Origin of the sequence: Phenylobacterium sp., assembly GCF_019636135.1 — a bacterium.
Classification (GTDB): Bacteria; Pseudomonadota; Alphaproteobacteria; order Caulobacterales; family Caulobacteraceae; genus Phenylobacterium.
Genome location: NZ_JAHBYD010000021.1, coordinates 69206 through 91657 on the forward strand (window position 1 = coordinate 69206; position 22452 = coordinate 91657).

The window sequence follows — 22452 nt, forward strand, 5'->3', positions numbered from 1 at the left end:
CAAACCGGCCGTGCGCCGCTAGCATCACGTTCAGGGGAGGCGAGGATGAAGTTCACCCGCAGAGCGCTCGTGACCGCCGCGGCGGCTGCGCCGGCGGCGGCCGCGGCGCAGACGATCGCCGCGCCCGCGCTCCCGGCCAAGGCGTCCTTCGCCAGGATGCCCTACGTCTACCTGGACTCGGGCTCGACCCATCCGATGCCGCTCGGCGCCCGTGCGGCGCTGGAGGAGTACCTCCGCTACAAGACCCGCGACGGCCGCTGGACTGGCTACTCCATGGACGCCAAGGAGAAGGCCGTCCTCGAAGGCTTCGGCGCGCTCGTCGGCGCCGCGCCCGACGAACTCACCTTCATCCAGTCCACCACCATGGGCGAGAACCTGGTGCTGAAGGCGCTGGGCTTCCCGAAGGCCGGAGGCCGCATCGTCACCGACGCGCTCCACTTCTTCGGCTCGTTCTACACCTACGGCGAACTCGCCAAGGCCGGCATGGACGTCGTCATGCTGCCGATGACCGCCGAGGGCCGCATCGACATGAAGGCCCTCGAGGCCGCCGTGAACGACAAGACGGTGCTGGTCGCCGTCAGCCACATCTCCACCACCAACGGCTTCGAGCACGACCTCAAGACCGTCTGCGACATCGCCCACGCGCACGGCGCGCCGGTCTACGCCGACATCGTCCACGGCGCCGGCTCCACGCCGCTCGACCTGCGCGCCGCCGGCGTCGATTTCGCCGCCTCGTCTTCCTACAAATGGCTGATGGGCGACTTCGGCCTGGCCTTCCTCTACGTGCGCAAGGAGAGCCAGGAGAAGGTCGCTCGCCCGTGGTGGGGTTACCACCAGGTGGGCGGCCGGTTCGTCACCCACGTCTTTCCGTACGACCCGCAGGGGCTCACGCCCGCCGACTACGGCTACGCCGCCGGGACCGACGGCAAGTTCGCCATGGGCACCACCTCATGGACCGGCGTCGTCCAGCTCGAGCACTCCATCGGCTGGATCCGCCAGGTCGGCGTCCCGGCCCTGGTCGAGCACCGAAAACCCATGCTGGCCGCCGTCCAGACGGAACTGCGCCGCCGCGGCTACCAGCCGATGACGCCGCACGACAGCCGCAGCCCCCTGGTCGCCTTCGCGCTGAAGGACGCCCGCGCCAAGCTGGGCGACCTCCTCGACAAGGGCGACGTGCGCATCACCGTCAGCGCCAACCGCTTCCGTGTCTCGGTCGCCGCCTTCAACGACATGAACGACATCGACCGCCTGCTCGAAGTCCTGCCCAAGGCCCCGCCCGCGTGAAATCCCTCTCTCTGATCGCCGCCCTGCTGGCGAGCGCCGCGCCGGCGTTCGCCCAGGCTCCGCCCGCCCCGGTCAGCCCCCCGGCCCCGGCGGCGGGCGGCCCGCCCAATTCCGGACCACCGGGCATTCCGATGTCGCGGGCCTATCCTGCGGGACCGGTCGAGCCGCTGCCCGCGCCGAAACGGTTCGTCACGAAGCATGTGCTGACGGTCGGCAAGCAGCGCATCGCCTACACCGCCATCGCCGGCGAGACCTGGCTCTACAGCCGCGCCGCCGACCCCATCGGCTCGATCTTCTCCTACACCTACCTGAAGGACGGCCCGGGCGATCCGAACCGCCCGGTGCTGTTCGTGTTCAACGGCGGGCCGGGCTCCTCGTCGCTCTGGCTGCACATGGGCGCCGTCGGGCCGCGCCGCGTGGTGCTGGACCGTGAGGTGAACCCGTCCAACACCCCGCCCTTCGGCGTCGCCGACAACCCGCACAGCGTGCTCGACGTCGCCGACCTCGTCTTCATCGATCCGGTCGGCACGGGCTACTCCAGGCCCATCGGCAAGGGCTCCACCGCCGACTTCTGGGGCGTCGACGAGGACGCCGACGCCACCGCCCAGTTCATCGAGCTCTGGCTCACCGAGCACAAGCGCTGGAACGCCCCCAAGTTCGTCATGGGCGAGAGCTACGGCTCTGTCCGCGCCGCCATCCTGCCCCGCGCGCTGATGGGCGGGCCGATGTACGTCGGCTACATGCGCGGGATCACCCTCAACGGCGTGATCCTGCTCGGCACCACGCTCGGCGCCCGCAACGCCGGCGGCGAGGCCGGCGCGGCGGAACTGCGCCAGGCGTTGGCGCTCCCGGCCATGGCCGACACCGCCTGGTACTTCCAGAAGATCGACCGCAAGGGCCGCAGCCTGGAAGCCTTCCACCAGGAGGTGCTGGCGTTCGCCCGCGGCGACTACGTCGAGGCCCTGAAGAAGGCCACGGCCGGCACGCTGACCCCGGCCGACCGCGCCGCCCTGGTCGCCCGCCTCACGGGCTACACCGGTCTCCCGGCCTCCGCCTACGATCGCGCGCTGACCGTCAACGAAGGCGCCTTCTCCCGCATGTTGCTGGCCGACAAGGGCCTGCAGGTGGGCGCCTACGACAGCCGCTACACCCTGCCCACCGCCGGCAGCGGGAACGATCCCGTCGCCGACGACCCGGCCATGGGCCGCTACGTCCCGGGCTTCCTCGCCGCCTTCCACCAGATGGAGGCCGAGAGCCTGAAGGTCGACATGGCCCGGCCCTACGGCGCCATCGTCTGGCGCGACCTGCTGCCCTCGTGGAACTGGAACCGTGCCGGCGTGCCCGAGGGCCAGTCGTTCGCCACCGACCTCGCGGTCGCCATGCGCCGCACCGAGAAGATGCGTGTGCTGGTCGCCAGCGGCTACTACGACCTCGTCACCCATTCCGCGACCGCCGAACAGAGCGTCGAGGACGCGAAGCTGCCGAAGGACCGCCTCACGCTCCGCCGCTACGAAAGCGGCCACATGCTCTACCTCGGCGACACCGCCGCCGCCTTCTCCAACGACGTCCGCGAGTTGATCCGGGACGCGACGAAGTAGAGCCGGCTCTGCGCGCCGCAGGCGCCCTCAAGACAACCACAGAAAACACAGAAGGACACAGAAGAGGAACCGCGCGGTCCGCCGCCTTCCGTGTTTTCTGTGTTTTCTGTGGTTGAATCAAAGCGGCGCTGACGCGCCAACGCACCTTGAGAGCTAAGGCTTCTTCGTCACGAACGCCTTCACCGACTCCGCGAACCGCGCCCTGTTCTCGTCGTGGTCGTAGACGCCGTGGGGGCCGGCGAAATAGGCCGCCGTGAGCTGGCCCGCCGGCACGCCCGCCTGGTCGAGGGTGTAGCGGCCCGAATAGGCCGGGGTCGTCAGGTCGTAGTAGCCCGCCGCCCAGAAGAGCCGCAGCTTCGGGTTCGCCCGCATCGCCTGCCCCAGCGCCTCGAACGCACTCGGTCCCGTCGCCCCGCCGGGCGTGCGCGGCCGCTCGTAGTCCCAGGCCGCGTTCACCGCGAAGTTCACGCCGTAATACGGCTCGTCGCCCGCCGGGTACTTCAGCGCCTCGATCATGTAGCGACCGACCGCCGGACTCGGGATCGCCCCCAGCGCCGCGGGGCTGGGCGGGGGCGCGGCCGGCGCGCCCGGCGCCCGCTTCGGCACGACGCCCAGCGCCGGGTCGTCGATCGCCCCGTCCTGCCCCGGCTCCAGCGGCGCGGTCACCGTCACGTCCAGCAGGCCCGTGCGCAGGGTCCTGTCCTTCAGGATGTTGAACATCCAGTCGTTCTTGGAGAGCCGCAGGTCCTTCTCGACGATCAGGTCGGCCGGCAGCCCGATCAGCCCCGACATCCGCTCGGCGATCCTGCGCTTCTTCTCCGCCGGCAGGCTGCCGCCCTCGACCAGCGCCTCCAGGTAATCGGTGCGCGCGAAGTCCAGCGCCTCGGCGAACACCTGGTCCACGCTGCGTCCCGCCCGGTCGATCTTCTGGTGATACCAGGCCCCCGCCGCCATGGTCGGCAGCGCCACGACGTAGGGCATCTCGCGCCCGCTCACCTCGCCCGACAGCGCCACCAGCATCACCCCGTCGAAGGGCAGGTCCTGGCTGATCCGCGCGATGTTGGCCGCCCGCGTGGTGCCGTAGCTCTCGCCCATCAGGAACCGCGGCGAGGTCTCGCGCCTGTTGGCCTTCAGCCACGTCGCGATCACCGTCTTCACCGCCTGCGCGTCGCCCGAGACCGAGTAGAACCGCTGGGGGTTCGTCCCCGGGAACGGCCGCGAGAAGCCGGTGCCGACCGGGTCGATGAACACCAGATCCGCCGCGTCGAGAGGGCTCACAGTGTTGGGGATCCACCCGCCGCCCGAGCGGTCGCCGGGGGGCGCCGGCCCGCGCCGGTAGGGGCCCAGCGCGCTCATGTGCAGCGGCGACGACGACGCGCCCGGTCCGCCGTTGAAGAGGAAGATCACCGGCCGGGCGCCCGGATCCTTCACCCCGTTGCGCACGTAGGCGATGGTCGTCGCGGCCGCCGCCGGCCGGCCCGCCGCGTCGTTCAGGAACACCTCGGCGACGGTCGCGGTGAACTTCACCTTCTCGCCGTTGAACACGCCCTCATGCTTCGTCACCGCCACCCGCGGCGCGCGCACGGCGGCGGCTTCCGCGGGCGCCTGCGCGGCGGCCCACCCCGGCGACGCCAGCGCCAGGCAGGCGGCGATGGCGGGTGCGATCCAGCGTTCGGTCATCAGGTCCCCTCCCGACGTTGGCGCAAAGCCTAGCCGCGCGCCTGCGGATTTTCTTTGCAATGTCAGCGCGACAGGCGCCGCGGGCGACCGCGTCGCAGCCGGCGCCCGACACCCGGCGCATGAGTTATGCGCCGCGCCACCGCCCGGCGAATAGCCGCCCCGCGATCTCCGCAACCCGCAGGTGAATTCGCAAAGAAAGTCCGCCGTCCTTGCCTAAGCTAGATGGAGCCTGCCGAAGCGCGGGCGGGGGACGCTTAGGGAACTGCCTTGAATCCGGTGCAATCGAAAGGCGCGGCGTCCGCGCAGCCCGGCGCTGCGTCTCCCGACCTGTTCGATGCGCCGTCCTATGCCGACTTCGTCCGCGCCGCGATGCGCATCAAGGCCGCCCGGCCCGAAGTCGCCATCCTGTTCGAGAGCACCACGCCCGAGCCCACCGGCCAGTTGATCGAGGTGGTGCGCACGGCCTTCTCCGACGAGCTGACGTCGCGCTACGTCAGCGTCTTCGCGGACGGCAACCGCTACGCCATCGAGGCGGTGGCCCGCCGTTACGGCCTGGCTCCCGAGCAGATCGTCGCCACCACCGGCGCGACGGGCGCGATCACCCTCGCCCTGAAAGCGTTCGTGACCCCTGGCGACGAGGTGCTGGTCGAGCGGCCCGGCTTCGATATCCTCGGCAAGCTCGCCGTCGACGCCGGGGCGCGCGTCGCCGCCTTCACCCGCATCGCACCCGACTACCGCGTCGACCTGGATGCGTTCCGCGCCAGGCTCACGCCGCGCACCCGCGCCGTCCTCATCACCAATCTGCACAACCCGAGCGGCGCGCGCCTGCCGCCCGAGGACCTCGCCGCCCTGGCCGCCGCCATCGGCCGCGTCGGGGCGGTCCTGATCGTCGACGAGGTCTACGCCGACTTCGTCACGCCGACGCCGGCGCCCGCCGCCACCCTGGCCGCCAACATCCTGACGGTCTCCAGCCTGACCAAGGTCTTCGGCCTGTTCGCGCTGAAGTTCGGCTGGATGGCCGGCGACGCGGCCCTGATCGACCGCATCCGCCGCTCGGCCCCCGACGGCGACATGGGCGTCTCCAAGCTCTCGCACGCGGTCGCCGCCCACGTCCTCGAAGCTCCCGAGGCCTTCGAGGCGCACTGGCAGGACGTATTGGGCCGGAGCCGGCCGGTGATGGAGCGCGAGGCGGCCGCCCTCGTCGGCGCGGGCCTTCTGGAGGGCGATGCGCCGTCTTTCGGCTGCATGTACTTCCCGCGGGTCCCCGGGTGGCCCGACACCCGCGCCCTGGCCCGCCGCCTGCTCGCCGACTTCGACGTCCTGGTGGCGCCCGGCGAATTCTTCGGCGCCCCGGGCCGCATCCGCCTCGGCTTCGGCATCGACCCCGACGCCCTGGCCTCGGGCCTGACCCGCCTGCGCGCCGGCCTCTCCCGCTGACCGCCGGCTAATCGCGCTCAGGCCTGGCCCGGCGGCTCGATCAAGCAGGCGGCGCGCTTCAGGGAATAGCAGACGAAGAAGAGGCGGATTGCCAGACCAGGTGGCGGTGGGGGCAGGTAAACGCTAACCCGTCTCCGAATTCGGACCACGGAGAGAACCTGGGGCGGGGAGTGGCTATCCACCGGGCGGAGAACTCCCACCCGGCGATTCGAAGATGGGAACGGAAGCCGCAGAAGTTCAAGTCCCAGGGCTCAGCCTAGAGGTTCCTGGTCACTCGCGGCCCGATCTACAACACCTTCAACCCGCAGCCCCACCGCGCCCGTCGCCCGACCTTTCGCCACCTCAGGACGAAGGCGCATCGGGGGCGGGCGGTCGCCACCGCTGCGGCCTGATCGTCGTGTAAAGATGCGGCTTTTCCAGCCTGACCCCAGTTGACCTGAGAACACCGTCAAAACCACCGGAAGCGCCGGACGAGGCGCGATCCTCCCGTTAAGGACGATCCCGCGCTGATACGTCGCCAGGTTGAGAAGCTTGCGCTAAGATCCCTACCGGCGCGAGCATTCTGGGGTCGCATGCGGGGCTATCCTTACGCCTTCTTCGTGGCGCTCGACGGCAACGGCGCGAACGGGCTGGAGGGCATGGCCGGGATGTGCCTCTTCCTCTACGACCCGCAGAGCGAACGCTTCGCCTGGAAGGTGAAGTATTACGACGGCGTCGCCGCCGGCCACGCCTGTTCCGTCGACCCCTCGGGCCGCGTCGGCTTCCTCGGCAACGCGGGCCAGCACCTGCTCTTCTTCGACGCGGAGACCCTGGAGGAGCGGGCGCGGATCTCGACCCTGCGCTTCGAGACGCCCCACACTTCGCTGCAGGGCTCGACCCACCTCGCCTGGCTGGACGACCGGACGTTCGTCACGGCGATCGGGCGCCACTTCTGGCGCTTCTCGCTGGACGACCTCGAAAATCCCGAGCGGCTGGAGCCGCACGGGGTGTTCCTGCCCCACGCCATGAAGCTCACCGCCTCGGGCCGCCACCTCTGCTACGGGGCGATGGACGACCCCAGCCGCGGCCGGCGCGGCGAGGCCCGCCACGTCGGCGTGCGCGACATGCGCACCGGCGAGGTCAGCGTGATCAGGCTGCCGGCCACCTGCTGGCACGTCCTCACCCATCCCCGCGATGAGGTCTTCTACGCCGTCTCGTTCCGCACCGCGCCGCTCGACCGGGTCGACTACCACGAGTGGGGCATGGCGTTCCTGAAGGAGTATGTGTTCGAGATCGACGCCGAGACCAAGCAGGTGCGTCGCCACTGGGCCACCGGCCGCGAGACGCCGGCGCACATCAACTCGGACATCGCCATCTCGGACCGCGAACTGATCTTCTGCAACGGGGCCAGCCAGTCGATCCTGTTCCTCGAGCTGGAGACCTTCGCCCGCCACCGGCTGATCGACGAGAAGCCCGACGCCGAGGCCCTGGCCCGACGCCCCCGCGAGATCGCGACCCAGACCTATGACGTGCTGGCCCGCGGGAACGTGTTCGGCAATTTCCAGCACATCCTGGGCGCGCTGCGGATCAGCCGCTTCTCGCTGCTGGATTCGGTCTACGCGTGCCAGCTCTCCAGGGATCAGCGTCTGCTGTTCACGGCCAACCGGGGCCTGAACCACATCACCGTCTACGACTATCCCTCGAACCGCATCCGGCTGCGGGCGCCCATGCCCGACATCCAGGAGTTCGTGCCCGGGATGCCGCCGCTCGCGGACCCGCGGCTGGGCTTCCATCACGGGGCGCTCGTGGGCTGACCCCCGGTTTCCAGCAGGCCGGCCACGGCCTCCACCGTCTTGCGGAAGTTGCGCGGGATCAGCGTGCCGATCAGGAACTCCACGGCCAGGGAGGCCGGCGCGCGCCAGCTCATCGGCACGGTGGAGAGGGCGGAGGGGTCGATGTCGAGCCGGCCCTCGAACGCGGCGCGGGCGCCGCGGCCGCCCATGGCCGGCTCGAACCGGGTGACGCCGTCGCACCGGATCGCCTCGCGCATGAAGAAGGGCTCGATGCGCCAGCGGCACGCGCCCAGGCCGGGTTCCCATTCGGAATGGTCGAGCCATCCCAGCATGTCGGGCGTGACCAGGTGCTGCAGCGCGGGGGGCACGTCGGGGTTCACCCGCCATTCGTTGACGAGCGCCACGCCCCCGTCGGGCCGGTCGAGGCGGGAGACGGTGACGATGTGCTCCACCTGCTCCAACTGGCCGGCGACCTGGCCGATCCGGTCGCGGACGGCGGCGGCCAGCGGCCGGGCCGGCTGCCGCACGCCGACGAGGCAGCGGAAGTCCTTCACGCCGGGGCTCCCTGGAGGAGCGCGCGCTCCTCCGTCTGCCGCGCCAGGCGGGCGGCGTGGACCTCGCGGGACAGGCGCATCCCCGCGCGCGTCTCCCGGCTGACGTGGGACGACGCGGACAACCACGCCACGGCGTCGGCCAGGGCCGCGCGGGCCGGGCGGGGCGCATAGCCGAGCGCGGCGGCGCGGGCGTGGCTGTACCAGTAGTAGCGGCCCACCATCCGCGCCTGGGCGCGGGTGGCCAGCGGCGGGCGGCCGGTCAGCCGCGCGCGCGCCTCCTCGGCCACGGCGAGGGCGTAGCAGCCGACGGCGCTCGCCTGCGCTGCCGGCGGCGGCGCGCCGGCGAGCCGGGCGACGGTCGAATGGATGTCGCGCCACGTCAGGTTCTCGCCGCCCAGCACGTAGCAGGCCCCGGGCTCGCCCCGCCGGGCCAGCAGGACATGGCCCGCCGCGACGTCGCGAACCGAGGCGATGTTGCAGCCGCCGGCCCAGGTGAGCCGGAACGGATCGGCCAGATAGCTCGTCACCACGCCGTTCGACGGCCCCAGCCGATTGGCGAAGGCGCCGACGCTCATGGTGGGGCAGGCGAAGACGACCTCGATCCCCAGCCGCTCCGCGGCCTCCCGGGCGGCGCGCTCCTGGGCGATCTTGGCGAGCACATATGCCGACTCTCCGGGATCGTCCTCCGCACGGGCGTCCTCGTCGCGCACCTCGGGGCGGTAGGACGCGCCCAGGGTGACGGAGGAGGAGGTCATCACCACCCGGCGCACGCCGGCCGCGGCGGCCGCGGCCAGCACGTTGAGGCTGCCGTCGGTGGCGGTCGTCGCCAGGTCGTCCGGCGCGTGCCCCCAGTAGCTGAAGGCCACGGCGGTGTGGAACACCACCTCCTGCCCCGCGACGGCGCCGGCGAGCGAGTCCGGCGCCAGCACGTCGCCGACCGCAAGCCGCAGCGGGAGCCCCTCCAGCACCGAGAGCGCCGCGCCCGGCCGCACCAGTCCGGTGACCTCGTGCCCGCCGCGGACCAGCTCGCGCACGAGGTTCGCCCCGATCAGCCCGTTCGCGCCTGTGACGAGGGCTTTCATGGGACGAGGGCCTTCATGACTGGGCGCCCGCATCCACCCAGGCGGCGTGGCGCAGGTCCTCCAGGGCGCCCGACATCGCCGTCCCGAGGGGCGAGGGGACGGCCGCCGGCGCGGCTTCGAAATGGCGGAAGCCGTCGGCGTCGATCCGCACCGGCTGCGGCGCCGATCCCGGCTGGGGCCTGAGCAGGGCCTTCACCGCGCCCGCCAGGTCGAAGCGCCCGTCGGACGGCAGCCGCTTCAGGAGCTCGGCCGCCTGCTCCACCGGCAGGGGCTCGCCCTCGGACGCGTCGCTCCAGGACCGGCCGAGCCGAACGTCCCGGCCCTCCGCCGCCGCCTCCAGGTTGGCGAAGGTGCGGTCGAGGAATCGGTGGTAGGCGTCGGCGACCAGCGCCCGCTTCACGTCCGGCGCCAGCTCGCGGTCCAGGGCGGCCCACAGCGGCGGGAGGCGGAACTGCTGGCGCCCCCAGATCGTGACCAGGGTGTCCTCGCCCAGGGCCTCGAAGGTGACGATCCCGTCGTCTACGACGGCCGAGCCGTTCTCGCTCTTCACGGTCTTCCAGAACATGCGCTGGCGGCGCGGCGCGTACTCGACGGTCTCGATCTTGGTCACGTCGATGACCATCCCGCCGCCGACGGCCGTGTAGTTGGGCTGCGGAAGGTAGAGGTTGCGCTCCAGTTGTCGGACCACGCGGCCCTCGGCATCGAGCCCGGTCGCCAGCGCGCGGCCGCCGGCGTAGTCGTTCATGAACTGGATGGCGCGGTGGATCGGGACCGCGCCCGCGAAGGCGTCGAACGGGACGGGGAACCGCCGCGCGCCGTCGAACAGCACCGCCCCGTCGTCGAACCGCCAGCGCAGCCCCCGCGCGTCGGCGGCCACGCCGCGCAGCAGCTCGGCCTGGATCGAGAGGTCCGCGGCCAGGGCGTCGTACTCGGCGTCGGTCACGGCCGCCGGGTCGATGTTCAGGCGCGTCTCACGCCGGCGCAGCGCGTCCTTGTCGAACAGCACGCCCCAGGTCGTCCCCGCCCGCTCGGCCTCGCCCAGCAGGAGGTTCACGGCCGCCACCAGCCGCGCGCCGTCGGCGCCGCCGTCGCCTGCGCCCGCCAGCGGGGCGAAGGTGCGGTTCATCCAGTCGTTGGCGGGATGGCGGAAGGGGAACAGCTCGCGGTCCACCTGCTGGAGCGCGGGCCGGAGCGCCCGGTCCGCGGTCACGAAGCCGCGCCGCGCCGCCGCGGCCGCGAGCATGCCCGGCTCCACGTTGATCCAGCCCGGCCAGGCCTCCAGCGGCCCCAGGATGCGCGTGCCTGCGGCCGGGCGCGCCGCCCGCAGCGACGGCGCCGCCAGGGGCGAGACGAAAGGGTCCAGGCCCATCTTCAGCGCGCCGATGTAGTCCGCGAGCGCCGCGTCGGAGGCGGCGATCACGGTGTCGGTCCGCAAGGCGTGCGGCGCCCGGCCGCCGGCCGCGCCGTGGGCGCTGACTACTGCGTCGACGACGGCGAAGTGCGGGGGCGCGGCGGCCAGGAGCTCGGCCGTCACCTCGCCGGCGTCGCGGCGGTAGCGGTAGTGGTAGTCCTTGTCCGTCAGCGGCAGGACGCTGAGCAGCGTCGAGAGGCAGAGGGCGTAGCCGTCGTCCTCGTCCGTCCGGTTCGCCGCCACGACCAGCCGCAGGTCGGCGTCGAGCCAGGCGCCGGAGAGCGGCGTCCCGGCCAGCGCGCCCCAGGCGGGGAAGACGTCGCCCCGGACCTCTTCGGCCAGGTCGACCACCTCGTAAGGCCGCCCCGCCGGCGTCTCGTAGCGATAGCCCAGGAGGTCGGCGGCCACGAACACGTCGCGGTTCTCCAGCCAGAGCGCCGCGGTCGCGCGCGTGGAGCCGACGACGGCGTCCGTCACGCCCAGGTCGAAGAGGACGTCCAGCAGGCGTTCCACCAGCGCGGGGTCGGCCGCCGCGGGCGAGTCGGCGGCGAACGCGTCCATGGCCGGGACCACGACGGCCGAGCAGGCACCCCTGGCGGACAGGGCCTGCGCCACCCGCTCCGCCATCGCCGCGTGGAAGCCGGCGAGCTCCAGCGCGCGATCCAGCAGGGACCCGGCGTCGGCCCCGGGGGCGTGGGCGATGGCGACGACCGGGTCCATGCCTGCCGCCGGGGCTAGCCGGGCAGGACCGAGAGCCGCACCCGCAGCACCAGGTCGTCGAACCCCATGATGGCGACATTGGCCGTGTAGCGGGCGCCCGGCTCGAAGACCTCCGGGTCGAGGACCGCGCTGACCGTCACCGTCTGCGCCGCGCCGGCCGCGAGCTCCATCTGCGCGGGCTCGATCGTCACGGTGGCCGCCGTATCGCCCAGAGGTTCCTTGCCCAGGGGACCCGCGAAATGGCCGGTCACGAAGCCGAGCGCCGCCGGCCGGTCGTGCGGATTGTGCAGCACGAAGGCGGCCGCGGCCCTGCCGCCGATCGGGCCGGAGAGCTCCAGGTCCTGGAGGGGCTGGACCCTTCGCGCCGCGGCCTCGGCCTGCCCGCCCACCTTGCGCACGAGCGCGCTCGCCAGGTCCGTGGCGAGCCCGATCGCGTCGGCGGAATAGCGGACCGTCTCCTCCGCCACGAGCCGGGCATAGGCGCTGGCGGCCGCGGCGCCGGTGGTCCGGCCGGCGCCATAGTCGTCCAGGATCCGCGCATACGCCTCCACCGCCGCGAGCCTCTGGCTGGCCCAGCGGCGGGCGAGGTCGCCCCCTGCCGGGTTCGCCGCGCGGGGGTCCCGGGCGCCGGCCATCAGCAGCAGCACGCGCAGCCGCAATCGACCGTATAGGCCTCGCAATCGCGCGGCAGCACGGCGACGGCGATGCGGATCGAACGCATGTCGCACCCCTTGATCCGCAGGTCTGCATAGGCGACCTCGCAGCGCGTGACGTCGGGCAGCCGCCGCTCGCCCCGGACGGTCTCGGCCTCGATCCGCTCGTTCGGGCCTTTCTCGGCCGCTTTGCCGGCGGCTTGCGTCTGCTCCTTGACCGCCGCCCCGCCCGTCACCCGGAGAAGCAGCACGATCTCCTCCCGGCCGCAGGGGGCGAGCCCGAAAGCGGTCGGCGTGGCGATCTCGCCCCGCACCGCGATGTCGCCGCCGATGGCCGTCCAGCTCGACAGCTCCAGCTCGATGTCGCGCTCGCGCCGCCAGGGGTTCTCGAGGATGATCGGGACGACCCTCTGCTCGCCGACCCGCGCCTCGACCACCAGGTCCGCATCGGTCACGCAACAACGGCAGGCGCAAGGGTCCGGCCGGCAGGTCGGGCAGCCGCAATCGCCCTGGGACGGCTTCGCCAAGGGCTTCACCAGGGCGTCCACGCCGGTGAGCCACTGGTCGTAGGCCTCCGACCAGGGCTTGAGCGCCTGTCGCGCCAGCCCGTTGAGGTCGATCGCGCCCAGGTCGAGCGCCGGCGTGCTGCGGCGCGGAAGGCTGGCTTGGATCATGAGGCGGCTCCCTTGGTCCGGCGCGCCGCCTTCCCCGGAGCGCGGGGCTTGGCGGCGGTGACGATCACGATGTGCAGGTCGCTCGCGTACACGGGTGCGAACGCGTGGTAGCGGGCGGTGGGGGACAGCCCCTCGGGCAGCGTCATCGAAACCTCGACGGTGCGGGCGGCGCCGGGCTCCAGGCGCTGCGGTCCGGCGGGCATGGCCAGTTCCACGACGCCGAACGGCGTCAGGGCCGGCGATGGCGCCCGGTCCAGAAGCCGGTCGACCACGCCCGCCAGCGCCGTCTCCGGGGCCGCGGCCAGCCGCCCGGAGGCCGTCGGGACCTCCTCGGCCAGGGGATAGGCGCCGTCCAGGTCGATGGTCAGCGGCGTGTTCCCGCGGTTCTCGAACGCCGCCGTCAGGCGCTGCGCACGCCCGCTGGAGGCGTCCACCACCGCGGGGTCCGGGCGGATGTCCAGCTTCGCCTCTGGCAGGATCTCGATCGCCACGGAGCGGCTGAGGCCGCCGATCCGCAACCGGCCTTCGTACCTGCCGGGGGGCGTGGCGGGATCGAGGCGCAGGCGCACCTGCCCGCGCGTGAGGCCGTGGGCGGGCACGCTGAGCTGGACCGGCGCGGGCGCCGCCTGGAGCGGCCGGCCGTCGCCGCCCAGGCGCACCTCGGCGAGCGACGCCTCCCCCACCTGGGCGAGGGCGGCCGAGGCGTTGCGAAGGGTGAGCGGGATGCGCAACGCCCCCGGCGCGCTGGAGACGACGAGCGTCCGGTCGGCCGGCCAGTCGACGAGGTCGAGGCCGTCCATCGCCCTACCGCCCCAGACGCACGACGAACGGCTGGCCGCCCTGGGGCGCCGTCGCGGCCTCGGCGGCGTGGGATTCCCCGCCGTCGCAGTCTTCGCGCGGGCGATGGGGCGCGGGCGCGGACACCTGCACGATGTGCGGCGGCCGCGGCAGGTCCGACAGCAGGATGCGCGCCTCGCCTTCCAGCGTCAGGCCGAACACCTCGACGCCGAACAGCGTCAGCCCCAGCCGCTGGCGGTTCGGCAGGCACACCTGGGTGGGCGGCAACGGCCCGAGCGACAGACGCAGGCATTGGTCGACCACCACCGGCTCGAGGTCGATCGCCGCCTTCGTCTCGGTCCGGACCGGCTCGGGGATCGACAGCTCGAACCGGCTGTCGGTCTTCACGGCGCTGTCGGTCCTCACGGTCTCAGGGACCGAGATCGTGAACGCGCTGTCGGTCTTCACCGTCTCGGGGATCGACAGCGTGACCGCCGACGAGGTCTCCACCGGCTGGGTGACGGCGAGCTTGATGTCGTCCAGTCCGTTCACGCCGACCGTGACGGGACCGCTGTTCACGGTGATCGGCTCGTAGACGACCTCGACGTCGGCCAAGTCCGCCTCCCTCGCGCTCGAGGAGACGCTATCGCAGATGCGAAGGCGAGGCAATCATGGGTAGAGCTTCTTGATTGAATATACACCTATCAGGTGTAGCCAAGCTTGTTGTCGGTCAGCACCATCTTGACTGAATGGCAGTGGGGCAGTCGGACGGCAATGGAGCCATCCTGACTGGCGAAGCATTCCGTTGTCGTGGGCGCCGGGATCGACCGACAGGCCGCTGGCATCTGGATGAGGCCGTCACAAAGATCGGCGGCCGGCGGATGTATCTGTGGCGTGCGGTCGATGACGAGGGCGAGGTTCTCGACGTCCTGGTCCAGAAGCGCCGGAACAAACATGCGGCGCTGAAGCTGCTACGGCGGTTGCTGCGGAATACCGGAGTCCACCCCGAAACGATCGTCACCGATAAGCTGGCGTCGTACCGAGCGGCGATGAAAATCCTTCATCTTCAAGGATGTCATCGACCCGGCGGCATGCGGGAAAACAACCGGGTAGAGAATTCTCACCTGATGATCCGACGACGAGAGCGGAAGCAGCAGAGGTTCAAATCGCAGGGTTCAGCCCAGAGATTCCTCTCCACCCACGGCCCCATCTACAACGCCTTCAATCTTCAGCCGCACCTGATTTCCCGATCTGGTCTTCGCGTCCTGCGAGGCCAAGCAGAAGCGGCTTGGTCGGCCGCGACGCGGGCGGCCTGAAATCGGGGCGGGGAGAGCCGCTCTGCGGCCTGACCGACTTAAGTTGTCAGCTCCAGTTGTCCGCCCGGCGCCGGCGCGCCTTGGCGGGGCGGCTCGCGGTCTTCGGCGCCTTGGCGGCCTTTGCGGCGTCCGGCTTTCGCCGCCCGGCCGGCGCGGCCGCGCGTCGCCGGGCGGAGTCCGCGCACATCGCGCGGATGCCGGCGGCGATGACCGTGGGCAGCCGATCGGCCATCTCGAGCACGTCGCGCGACGAGACCCGGCCGCCGGACAGCTTGTCGATCCGCCCGGTCTCCCCCAGCGAGAACGTGAACGACCCCGTCAGGAAGTGGTAGCCCCAGTAGATGTCCTCGTCGCTCGCGTCGGGAAGCAGCCGCCTCATATCGGCGAGCAGCTCGTGCGAGACATGGTCGAAGGTCTCGGACATGAGCGCGTGCGGCATGCCCCGGGAACTGTTCGCGAACGAGACGATGGCCATGTAGTTCCGCCAGCCCTCGTCCTCGTGCATCTTCTCGAAGGGGGATCTTACGAACGCGTCGATCACCCCTTCCAGGGTCATCCGGTCTCCGAGCTTCCGGTATTCCCGGATGGCCTTCAGCCGCAGCTCGTTGATCGCCGCGCCGCGCCGGGCGAAGACCGCGCGGAACAGCTCCTCCTTGTCCCCGAAATAGTACCGCATGAGCGCCGGATCGACACCGGCGAACTCGCCCACCTCGACCAGGGGAACATTGTAGCCCTTCTCGGCGAACATGGCCTCGGCCTTGTCGAGGATCAGGGTCATGGATTCCCGGCGGCGCTCGGACTGCGTCTTCCTGGGCCGGCGCGGCCGGGGACCTGCAGCCGGTTCGTCGTGCGGCGGCCTCACTCGCGGCTCCTTCTCCGAATAGCTTCTTTTTTCGAAAGAAAAATTTCCAGGCTCGTGACAGTCAAGCTCGCGGGCGTCAAGCGCGGCGCCGCGGGCGTGTCGCGCCCCCTCTTACTATGTTCTTCCTTCTGGAAGGAAGTAATTGACAGCGGCATTCGCGTCGCCCAGTCTCCGGCCAACAAGAAGACTTAGGCGGGAGGGATTCGTGCGAAATCTGCTTTGCTCGGCCACTGCGGTGTCGCTGCTGGCCACCGGCGCGGCGGCCCAGGAGGCCCGGCGTCCGTCGACCGCCCCCGCGAGCACCGCGGTCGAGGAGCTGGTGGTCACCGCCACGCGGCGGGAAGAGAACCTCAAGGACATCCCGGCCACGATCTCCGCGGTCACGGCGGAACAGCTCGCCGCGGCCGGCCCGCTGAACAGCACGGGCGACGTCCTGCGCAGCGTCCCGGGCATCCGGTTCAACGACCTGCAGGCGCCGAACCTGAGCGAGATCTCGGTCCGGGGCTCGGGCACGCAGCGCGCGACCGGCGCGGATTCAGGCGTGGGCCTGTTCGTCAACGGCGCCTACGTGGGCTCGAACACCCTGGGCGGCCGCAACTTCAAGACCATCGACTTCTTCGACCTGGCGCGGGTCGAGGTGCTGGAGGGGCCGCAAGGGGCGCTCTACGGCCGGAACTCAGAATACGGCGTGGTCAACATGGTGCTGGCCAGGCCGGTGTTCAGCGACACCGGCTACGTCGACGCCACCTACACCGGCAAGCTGGAGCAGACGAAGATCAGCGGCGTCGTGAACATGGCCCTCAGCGACGAGGTCGCCGTGCGGCTGAGCGCCCAGGCCATCGGCCAGACGGGCGGCTTCCAGTACAATCCGAACGCCGACAAGTACTACGACAACACCGACGGCTGGCTGGCGCGCGGGCAGGTGCGGTTCCGCCGCGGGCCCCTCGACGTGGTCCTGCTGGTCGACGGGCAGAGCCTGGACCTGCCGACCTTCCTGAACACCACTTTCCTCGCGCCGGGCCTGAACGCCCAGATCCCGCAGGGCTATTTCGGGAACCGCTTCGAAGAGGGGCACGAGGGCAGGGACGGCGTGCACCAGAATCTCCGGCGCGGGATGCTGCTGGCGGACTACGATCTCGGATGGGGCAAGCTGACCTCCACGACGATGATCGTCCACTGGGAGTCCGAGCAGTTCTTCGCCGCCGGCACCGACCTGAAGCTGCAGGCGCAGTTCCAGCGGTCGGGCCAGATCGGCGCCTATCCCTTCGGCCAGACCCACACCACGGCGAAGAACGACACCCTCTACCAGGACCTGCACCTGGCCGGGCAGGCCATGGACGACCGGCTGGAGTACCTGGTCGGCACCGACTTCCTGCACCAGCGCGACGCCAACGGACGGGAGCAGGCCACCACGCCCTGTCCCCTGACGCTGAACGCGAGCATCTGCGCCGGCACGCCGCAGGCCCCGGTTTGCTACACCCTGATCCCCACCGCACGGCCCTGCCCGACGCCATTCCCGAACCGGTTCGGCGTCGCGACCTACGCGACGCAGGAGAACACCGCCTACGCCGTGTACGGCTCGCTGAAGTATCACCTCGGGGCGGTCGATCTCGCCGGCGAGCTGCGTTACTCGCACGACGACAAGGATGCGGCGCAGGAGCAGTACAACCTCTACACCACCGTGCTGGCGGCGCCGTCAGCCCGCTACAAGTTCAAGGGAAACCCGATCAACTACACCGTGACCGCCAGCTACAAGCTGCCGGGCGAATACGGCAACCTGCTCTACGCGAAGATCGGCTCGGGCTATCGGGCGGGCGGCGTCAACGCCCGCATCTCCTCGCCCTTCGCGCCGACGCCGTTCACGCCCACCTACGACAACGAGAACACCACCAGCTACGAGGCGGGCTTCAAGGGCAACCTGCTCGGCAACGTCTTCCTGCGGCTCAGCGCCTACGCCTCGCGGACGACCAACGCGATCACCTCCATCTCGGACGGCTGCAGCACGCTGAACGCCTGCGGCCAGCCCGCCACCATCTTCAACACCAACGGCGGCACCGTGCATGCGCGCGGCGTGGAAGCCGCCGTCGACGGCCGCTTCGAGGTCGCCGGCGGCCGCCTGAACGTGGGCCTCAACGCCGCGAACCAGCGGGCGAAGTACGTCTCCGTGCTCAGCGCCAACCCGGGCCTCCCCATGGTCGGCTCCGCCGTCGCCCAGACCCCGAGGTGGACCTACTCCGCGAGCGTGAACTACCGCCGGCCGCTCGCGGACGAACTCGATGGTTTCTTCAACGTGTCGTACCAGGGCCAGCGTGGCGGCGTGCAGGACACGGTGACCCTGGCGGAGCCGCTGTTGCCGATCGCCAAGCTGAGCAACTTCGGCGCGCGGGCGGGCCTGGCCTACCGCCGCGTGGAGGCCGCGGTCTTCGTCACGAACCTGACCGATCAGACCGTGCAACTGCTGAAGTTCACGACCAACGGGGTGGTGACCTCCGCCCGCTACAACCAGCCCCGCAAGTACGGCGTCAACGTCGTCTATCGCTGGTAGGCCGCCGGCGCCCGCGGCGGGGCCCCCGGCGGAGGGCGGAACGCCTCTCGCCCTCCGCCGCGCGGCGCCGGCCTCGATCTTGGGCGCGCCGGGAAGAGCCGGGGCGCCATGGAAAGCAGGGAGCTCGCCGATGTCTTCAGGGTCTCGTCGCCAATTCGTGCAGGCGGCCGGCGCCGCGGGCCTCGTCCTTGCTTCCGCGGGCGGCCGGGCGGCGGCCTTCTCGCTGGAGGATGCGCCGCCGCTGCGCCCCGGCCTGCTGCCCTCGGCGGATGAGCTCGGGCGCCAGACGGTCGAGATGAACAGCCTCGGCGAGCGGTTCACCGGCAGCGAGGCCCACCGCAAGCATATCGAATACCTCGCCAAGGGCCTCGGGGACCTGGGCTTGGACGTCAGGCGCGACACCGCCCCGGTCACGCGGTGGCTTGCAAGGACGTGGGCGGGCAGGCTCACGCCTGCGGGGGGCGCGGCGGTCGACCTCCCCGCCACCTCCTACTACCCCTATTCCGGAGTCACCGGTCCCGAGGGCGTCACCGGAGAGCTGGTGCAGATCCCGCTCGCCTTCTCGCCCGAGTCCGCCGGCGGACGGCGGCAGATCGCGGCCCCCGGCGACCTCAGGGGCAAGGTCGCCTTCATCGAGGTCCCCGCCCTGCCGTCGCCGCTCACCGACACGTCCAAGCCGGCCTGGGGCTTCAACCCCGAGGGCGCGCAGTTCCCCACCCACCTCAGCGCCGTCTGGGGCGGCATCACGCCGGGCCTGCTGGGTGACCTGAAGAAGGCCGGCGTCGTCGGCGCCATCCTGGGGTGGACCAACATCTCCGACGCCCAGGCCCACGGCCAGTACACGCCCTACGGCCGGCCGCTGCAGGACCTGCCCTGCATCTGGGTCGGTCGGGCGTCGACGGCCAGGCTGCGCGCGGCGGCCGGGACCGGCGCGAAGGCGACCGTGATCCTGCAGGCGGACGTCGCCACGAACGTGCCGGTCGACACGCTCTACACCGTGCTGCCGGGCATGTCGTCGGACTCGACCCTGTTCGTCACGACCCAGAGCGACGGCATGAACTTCTTCCAGGAGAACGGGTCCCTCGGGGTCCTCGCCATGGCGAAGTACTTCTCCCGCCTGCCCAGGCAGATGCGGAAGCGGGACATCGTCATCGTCATCGCCAACCGCTTCTGCAACGCGCCTCCGATCCATCTGGAAGCCTGGATGGAGCGCCATGCCGACATCTACCGGAAGACCGCCGCCTGGATGTCGGTGGAGCATCTCGGCTGCCGCGAATGGTTCGACAACGCCGCCGGCGAGTATGCGCCCAGCGGCAAGGACGAGATGACCTTCGCCATCACCGACTTCAAAGGCGTGGCGGACGCCACGCTGGCGGGCGCCAGGGGCGGAAGCAGCCGCCTGGCCGTCACGCGGGGGCCGCGGGTTCCCGGCGAGGGCAGCCCGATGTACCGCACCGGCCTGCCAGGCATCGCGTTCTTCCCGGCGCCCAACTACCTGCTCGCCTTCGGGGACAACGGCCACATCGAGAAATTCGACAAGGCCCTCATGCACGCCCAGGTCGTGGGCCTGACCCGGACGATCCAGAAGCTGGACGGCATGTCCGCCGAACAGCTCCGTGCGAGCTAGGAGCCGCTTCCCCGGCTCGGTCAGAAGGAGGCCGACATGACGTCCACGCGCCGCCAGGTGCTTGCCGCCACGGGCGCCGTCGCCGTCGCGGGCGCGGCTTCTGCCGGAGCCGCTGGGGCCGCCACGTCCCCCGTCGTCGGCGATCCCGCCTGGCTGCAGCAGGTGCTGGAGCGCTATGCGGGCTTCGGGATCAAGGCCTCGGGCGGCGCGGGCGACGAGGCCTGCGGCGCCTGGCTGGCGGGCGAGCTGACGCGTGTGGGCTACGCCTGCGAGCAGCATCATTTCGAGGTTCCGTTCTTCGAGCCGACGGCGGCGACCCTGACGAGCGGCGACGCGCGGGCGGACGTCATCCCGCAGGCCGTCGTGCGGCCGACGGGCCCCAAGGGCGTCACCGCGCCGTTGCGCCTCGCCGAGCGGCCGGGCGACCTGACCGGCGCCATCGCGCTCGTCTCGCTGCCGTCCAAGCGCTGGATCGCCCTGGGCGAGCGGGACGCGGTCCCGCTGCTCGCCGACGCCTTCGGGCGCGGGGCGGTGGCGGCCGTCGCGATCACCAACGGGCCGAGCGGCGAAGCGATCGCGCTGAACGTGGCCCCGGAGAAGCCCGGCTTCGACCGCCCCGTGGTGCTGCTGGCGCCGAAGGATGCGCCGCCGTTCCTGGCGGCCGCGGCGGGCGGCGGGACCGCGACCCTGACCGTGGACGGCCGGGGCGGACGACGGCGCGCCCACAATATGATCGCGAAGCTCGACCGGCGGGCGGAGAAGACGCTGATCCTCTCCACGCCGCGCTCGGGCTGGTTCACCTGCGCCGCCGAGCGGGGATCGGGCCTGGCGGCCTGGTTCGGCGCTGCGCATTGGCTGGCCGCGCAGCCGCACCGGCTGAACCTGGAGGTCGTCGCGACCAGCGGCCACGAATACGACTACCTGGGCGGCGAGCGCTACGTGGCGGAAAGGGCGCCGCCGCCGGGGAAGACGAAGCTCTGGGCCTATATCGGCGCCAGCTTCGCGGCCCGCGACTGGCAGGAGGCTGGCGGAGAGCTGCGGCCCCTGGCCACGGTGGATCCGCAGCGGTCGGTCACCGCCACGGCCGACATCATCGAACCCGTGCGGCGCGCGTTCAACGGTCTCTCCGGCCTGGAGGCCGTCCGCCTAGCCACCGGAAACACGGCGGGCGGGGAGCTCAAGGCCGTCATCGAGGCCGGCTACCCCTCGGCGATGGGCGAATCCGGCCTGCACCGCTACTTCCACACCCGCAACGACGACATGCGGTGCGTCTCCGGCGACCTGGTCCACCCCGCCGCCGAAGCCTTCAAGGCCGCCATTGCCGCGTCGATCTGAAAATCGGGCGGTCGGTCGAAGGAACTCACCGGCGTCCGGTGTCGGGGCGGTGAAATGGCGCCATGACATCGGGGCCCGGCATTCACCCACTGTTGAGCGGATGTGGGTCCCGTCGCGAACAGAGGCTCAGGTGGCGGCGCGCCGTCTCGGCGCCGGTCGCGTGATCGGCGGCCGCTAGGACGGCGGCTTCCGCGTGCGCCCGGCCAATGGCCATTGGCCATACGAACAACTATGCCCTGAGGGGCGCCGCCATCCGACGCGCGCTGAGCGACCAACAGGCATGCCGCCTCGATCGGCTTCCTCGAGGGTGCTGGCAGGCAAACGCTAAAACGTCTCCAGTTTGGGCTGTATGGCCTCAGCTGGAGGGACGCCGTGAAGCCGATCTCTTTCAAGCGCCACCGGTTCCCGCCTGACGTGATCCGCTACGCGGTGTGGCTATATTTTCGTTTCACCCTCAGCATCCGAGACGTCGAGGAACTGCTGGCCCAGCGCGGCATCGAGGCCAGCCGCGAGGCGGTCCGCTGCTGGGTCATCAAGTTTGGCCCGCTGATCGCAGCTAACCTCCGGCGCCGGCGATGCTCATCGACCGGTCGCTGGCATCTGGATGAAATGCTAGTCCGGATCCGCGGCCGCCGCATGTACCTCTGGCGAGCCGTCGACGACGAAGGTCAAATCTTAGACGTCCTAGTCGAGAAGCGCCGCAACAAGGCCGCCGCGCTGAAATTGCTGAGGCGGCTACTCAAGAACCAGGGCATCCATCCTGAGACGATCACGACGGACAAGCTGGCGTCGTATCGCGCGGCGACTCGTGTCCTTAGCCTCACCAGCCGCCACCGACCGGGTAGCATGCGCGAAAACAACCGGGCTGAGAATTCGCATCTGGTCATCCGACGGCGCGAACGAAAGCAGCAGAAGTTCAAGAGCCAGGGTTCAGCCCAGAAGTTCCTCGCCACCCACGGCACCGTCTACAACACGTTCAATCTCCAACCCCACTTGGTCCGCCGATCCACGCTCCGTCACTTCCGAGCGGAGGCTCACCGGACGTGGGCGGCCGCGACGGTTGGCGCCTGATCCACCCTGCAGGGTGGGCGTTCTGTGGCCTGGCCGACTTAACGTGTCAGTTCC

Annotated in this window: 17 protein-coding genes and 1 pseudogene; 9 read left to right on the plus strand and 9 right to left on the minus strand. The window is 71.0% G+C overall.

The window, feature by feature from the left end:
- Positions 1-45 precede the first annotated feature (45 nt).
- Positions 46-1284: an aminotransferase class V-fold PLP-dependent enzyme gene (locus KF737_RS15350; protein WP_296456563.1), complete on the plus strand. Its 1239-nt coding sequence runs from the start codon at positions 46-48 to the stop codon at positions 1282-1284.
- Positions 1281-2882, plus strand: coding sequence for a peptidase S10 (locus tag KF737_RS15355; protein WP_296456566.1), 1602 nt, complete (start codon positions 1281-1283; stop codon positions 2880-2882). Before KF737_RS15350 ends, KF737_RS15355 begins: the two co-directional genes overlap by 4 nt.
- 153 nt (positions 2883-3035) lie before the next feature.
- On the opposite strand, the gene KF737_RS15360 is transcribed toward KF737_RS15355, so the two are convergent.
- Entirely contained in the window at positions 3036-4562 is a 1527-nt protein-coding gene (locus tag KF737_RS15360; RefSeq protein ID WP_296456569.1) for a hypothetical protein, read from the minus strand.
- A gap of 276 nt (positions 4563-4838) precedes the next feature.
- Here KF737_RS15360 and KF737_RS15365 point away from each other — a divergent pair, with 276 nt between their 5' ends.
- Both KF737_RS15365 and KF737_RS15370 read left to right on the plus strand, forming a co-directional pair.
- Positions 4839-5999 (plus strand): pyridoxal phosphate-dependent aminotransferase, encoded by a 1161-nt coding sequence (locus KF737_RS15365; RefSeq protein WP_296456572.1) that lies wholly within the window; start codon positions 4839-4841, stop codon positions 5997-5999.
- 572 nt (positions 6000-6571) lie between these two features.
- Positions 6572-7792, plus strand: a complete 1221-nt coding sequence (locus KF737_RS15370; protein ID WP_296456575.1) for a hypothetical protein — start codon at positions 6572-6574, stop codon at positions 7790-7792.
- On the opposite strand, the gene KF737_RS15375 is transcribed toward KF737_RS15370, so the two are convergent.
- The 7 genes from KF737_RS15375 to KF737_RS15405 are packed head-to-tail and all read right to left on the minus strand — an operon-like array spanning position 7771 to position 14257.
- Positions 7771-8325, minus strand: a complete 555-nt coding sequence (locus tag KF737_RS15375; RefSeq protein ID WP_296456578.1) for a hypothetical protein — start codon at positions 8323-8325, stop codon at positions 7771-7773. The genes KF737_RS15370 and KF737_RS15375 overlap by 22 nt on opposite strands.
- Positions 8322-9407 (minus strand): NAD-dependent epimerase/dehydratase family protein, encoded by a 1086-nt coding sequence (locus KF737_RS15380; RefSeq protein ID WP_296456580.1) that lies wholly within the window; start codon positions 9405-9407, stop codon positions 8322-8324. Before KF737_RS15380 ends, KF737_RS15375 begins: the two co-directional genes overlap by 4 nt.
- Positions 9408-9420: 13 nt before the next feature.
- The gene (locus KF737_RS15385; protein WP_296456584.1) at positions 9421-11538 is read right to left on the minus strand and encodes a DUF362 domain-containing protein; all 2118 of its coding nucleotides are present in this window, start codon (positions 11536-11538) and stop codon (positions 9421-9423) included.
- A gap of 14 nt (positions 11539-11552) precedes the next feature.
- Positions 11553-12185 carry a hypothetical protein gene (locus KF737_RS15390; RefSeq protein ID WP_296456587.1) on the minus strand — a complete coding sequence of 211 codons (633 nt, stop codon included), beginning with the start codon at positions 12183-12185 and terminating at the stop codon, positions 11553-11555.
- Entirely contained in the window at positions 12173-12865 is a 693-nt protein-coding gene (locus KF737_RS15395) for a hypothetical protein (RefSeq protein WP_296456590.1), read from the minus strand. The genes KF737_RS15390 and KF737_RS15395 overlap by 13 nt, the downstream gene beginning before the upstream one ends.
- Entirely contained in the window at positions 12862-13665 is an 804-nt protein-coding gene (locus KF737_RS15400; RefSeq protein WP_296456593.1) for a hypothetical protein, read from the minus strand. The genes KF737_RS15395 and KF737_RS15400 overlap by 4 nt, the downstream gene beginning before the upstream one ends.
- 4 nt (positions 13666-13669) lie before the next feature.
- A complete protein-coding gene (locus KF737_RS15405; protein WP_296456596.1) occupies positions 13670-14257 on the minus strand; it encodes a hypothetical protein in 588 nt (195 codons plus the stop codon).
- Positions 14258-14451: 194 nt separating this feature from the next.
- Between KF737_RS15405 and KF737_RS15410 the strand changes: the two are divergent.
- Positions 14452-14958, plus strand: a pseudogene (locus KF737_RS15410) (IS6 family transposase); the annotation flags it as partial.
- Positions 14959-15004: 46 nt separating this feature from the next.
- Here KF737_RS15410 and KF737_RS15415 read toward each other — a convergent pair.
- Positions 15005-15736, minus strand: coding sequence for a TetR/AcrR family transcriptional regulator (locus tag KF737_RS15415; RefSeq protein ID WP_296456598.1), 732 nt, complete (start codon positions 15734-15736; stop codon positions 15005-15007).
- Positions 15737-16025: 289 nt separating this feature from the next.
- Here KF737_RS15415 and KF737_RS15420 point away from each other — a divergent pair, with 289 nt between their 5' ends.
- The 4 genes from KF737_RS15420 to KF737_RS15435 all read left to right on the plus strand — a co-directional run bounded on the left by KF737_RS15420 (position 16026) and on the right by KF737_RS15435 (position 22398).
- A complete protein-coding gene (locus KF737_RS15420; protein ID WP_296456600.1) occupies positions 16026-18365 on the plus strand; it encodes a TonB-dependent receptor in 2340 nt (779 codons plus the stop codon).
- Positions 18366-18495: 130 nt separating this feature from the next.
- Positions 18496-19992, plus strand: a complete 1497-nt coding sequence (locus KF737_RS15425) for a hypothetical protein (RefSeq protein WP_296456603.1) — start codon at positions 18496-18498, stop codon at positions 19990-19992.
- Positions 19993-20028: 36 nt separating this feature from the next.
- Positions 20029-21327 carry a hypothetical protein gene (locus tag KF737_RS15430; RefSeq protein WP_296456605.1) on the plus strand — a complete coding sequence of 433 codons (1299 nt, stop codon included), beginning with the start codon at positions 20029-20031 and terminating at the stop codon, positions 21325-21327.
- A 372-nt stretch (positions 21328-21699) separates the two neighbouring features.
- Positions 21700-22398 (plus strand): IS6 family transposase, encoded by a 699-nt coding sequence (locus tag KF737_RS15435; RefSeq protein WP_296456607.1) that lies wholly within the window; start codon positions 21700-21702, stop codon positions 22396-22398.
- The last annotated feature ends 54 nt before the right edge of the window (positions 22399-22452 follow it).

Bases quoted from the DNA above. Each gene is read 5' to 3' on its own strand.
- KF737_RS15425 (WP_296456603.1), top strand. From the start codon at position 18,496: ATGTCTTCAGGGTCTCGTCGCCAATTCGTGCAGGCGGCCGGCGCCGCG.
- KF737_RS15395 (WP_296456590.1), bottom strand. From the start codon at position 12,865: ATGATCCAAGCCAGCCTTCCGCGCCGCAGCACGCCGGCGCTCGACCTG.
- KF737_RS15380 (WP_296456580.1), bottom strand. From the start codon at position 9,407: ATGAAAGCCCTCGTCACAGGCGCGAACGGGCTGATCGGGGCGAACCTC.
- KF737_RS15360 (WP_296456569.1), bottom strand. From the start codon at position 4,562: ATGACCGAACGCTGGATCGCACCCGCCATCGCCGCCTGCCTGGCGCTG.
- KF737_RS15415 (WP_296456598.1), bottom strand. From the start codon at position 15,736: ATGACCCTGATCCTCGACAAGGCCGAGGCCATGTTCGCCGAGAAGGGC.
- KF737_RS15385 (WP_296456584.1), bottom strand. From the start codon at position 11,538: ATGGACCCGGTCGTCGCCATCGCCCACGCCCCCGGGGCCGACGCCGGG.
- KF737_RS15350 (WP_296456563.1), top strand. From the start codon at position 46: ATGAAGTTCACCCGCAGAGCGCTCGTGACCGCCGCGGCGGCTGCGCCG.
- KF737_RS15400 (WP_296456593.1), bottom strand. From the start codon at position 13,665: ATGGACGGCCTCGACCTCGTCGACTGGCCGGCCGACCGGACGCTCGTC.
- KF737_RS15370 (WP_296456575.1), top strand. From the start codon at position 6,572: ATGCGGGGCTATCCTTACGCCTTCTTCGTGGCGCTCGACGGCAACGGC.
- KF737_RS15430 (WP_296456605.1), top strand. From the start codon at position 20,029: ATGACGTCCACGCGCCGCCAGGTGCTTGCCGCCACGGGCGCCGTCGCC.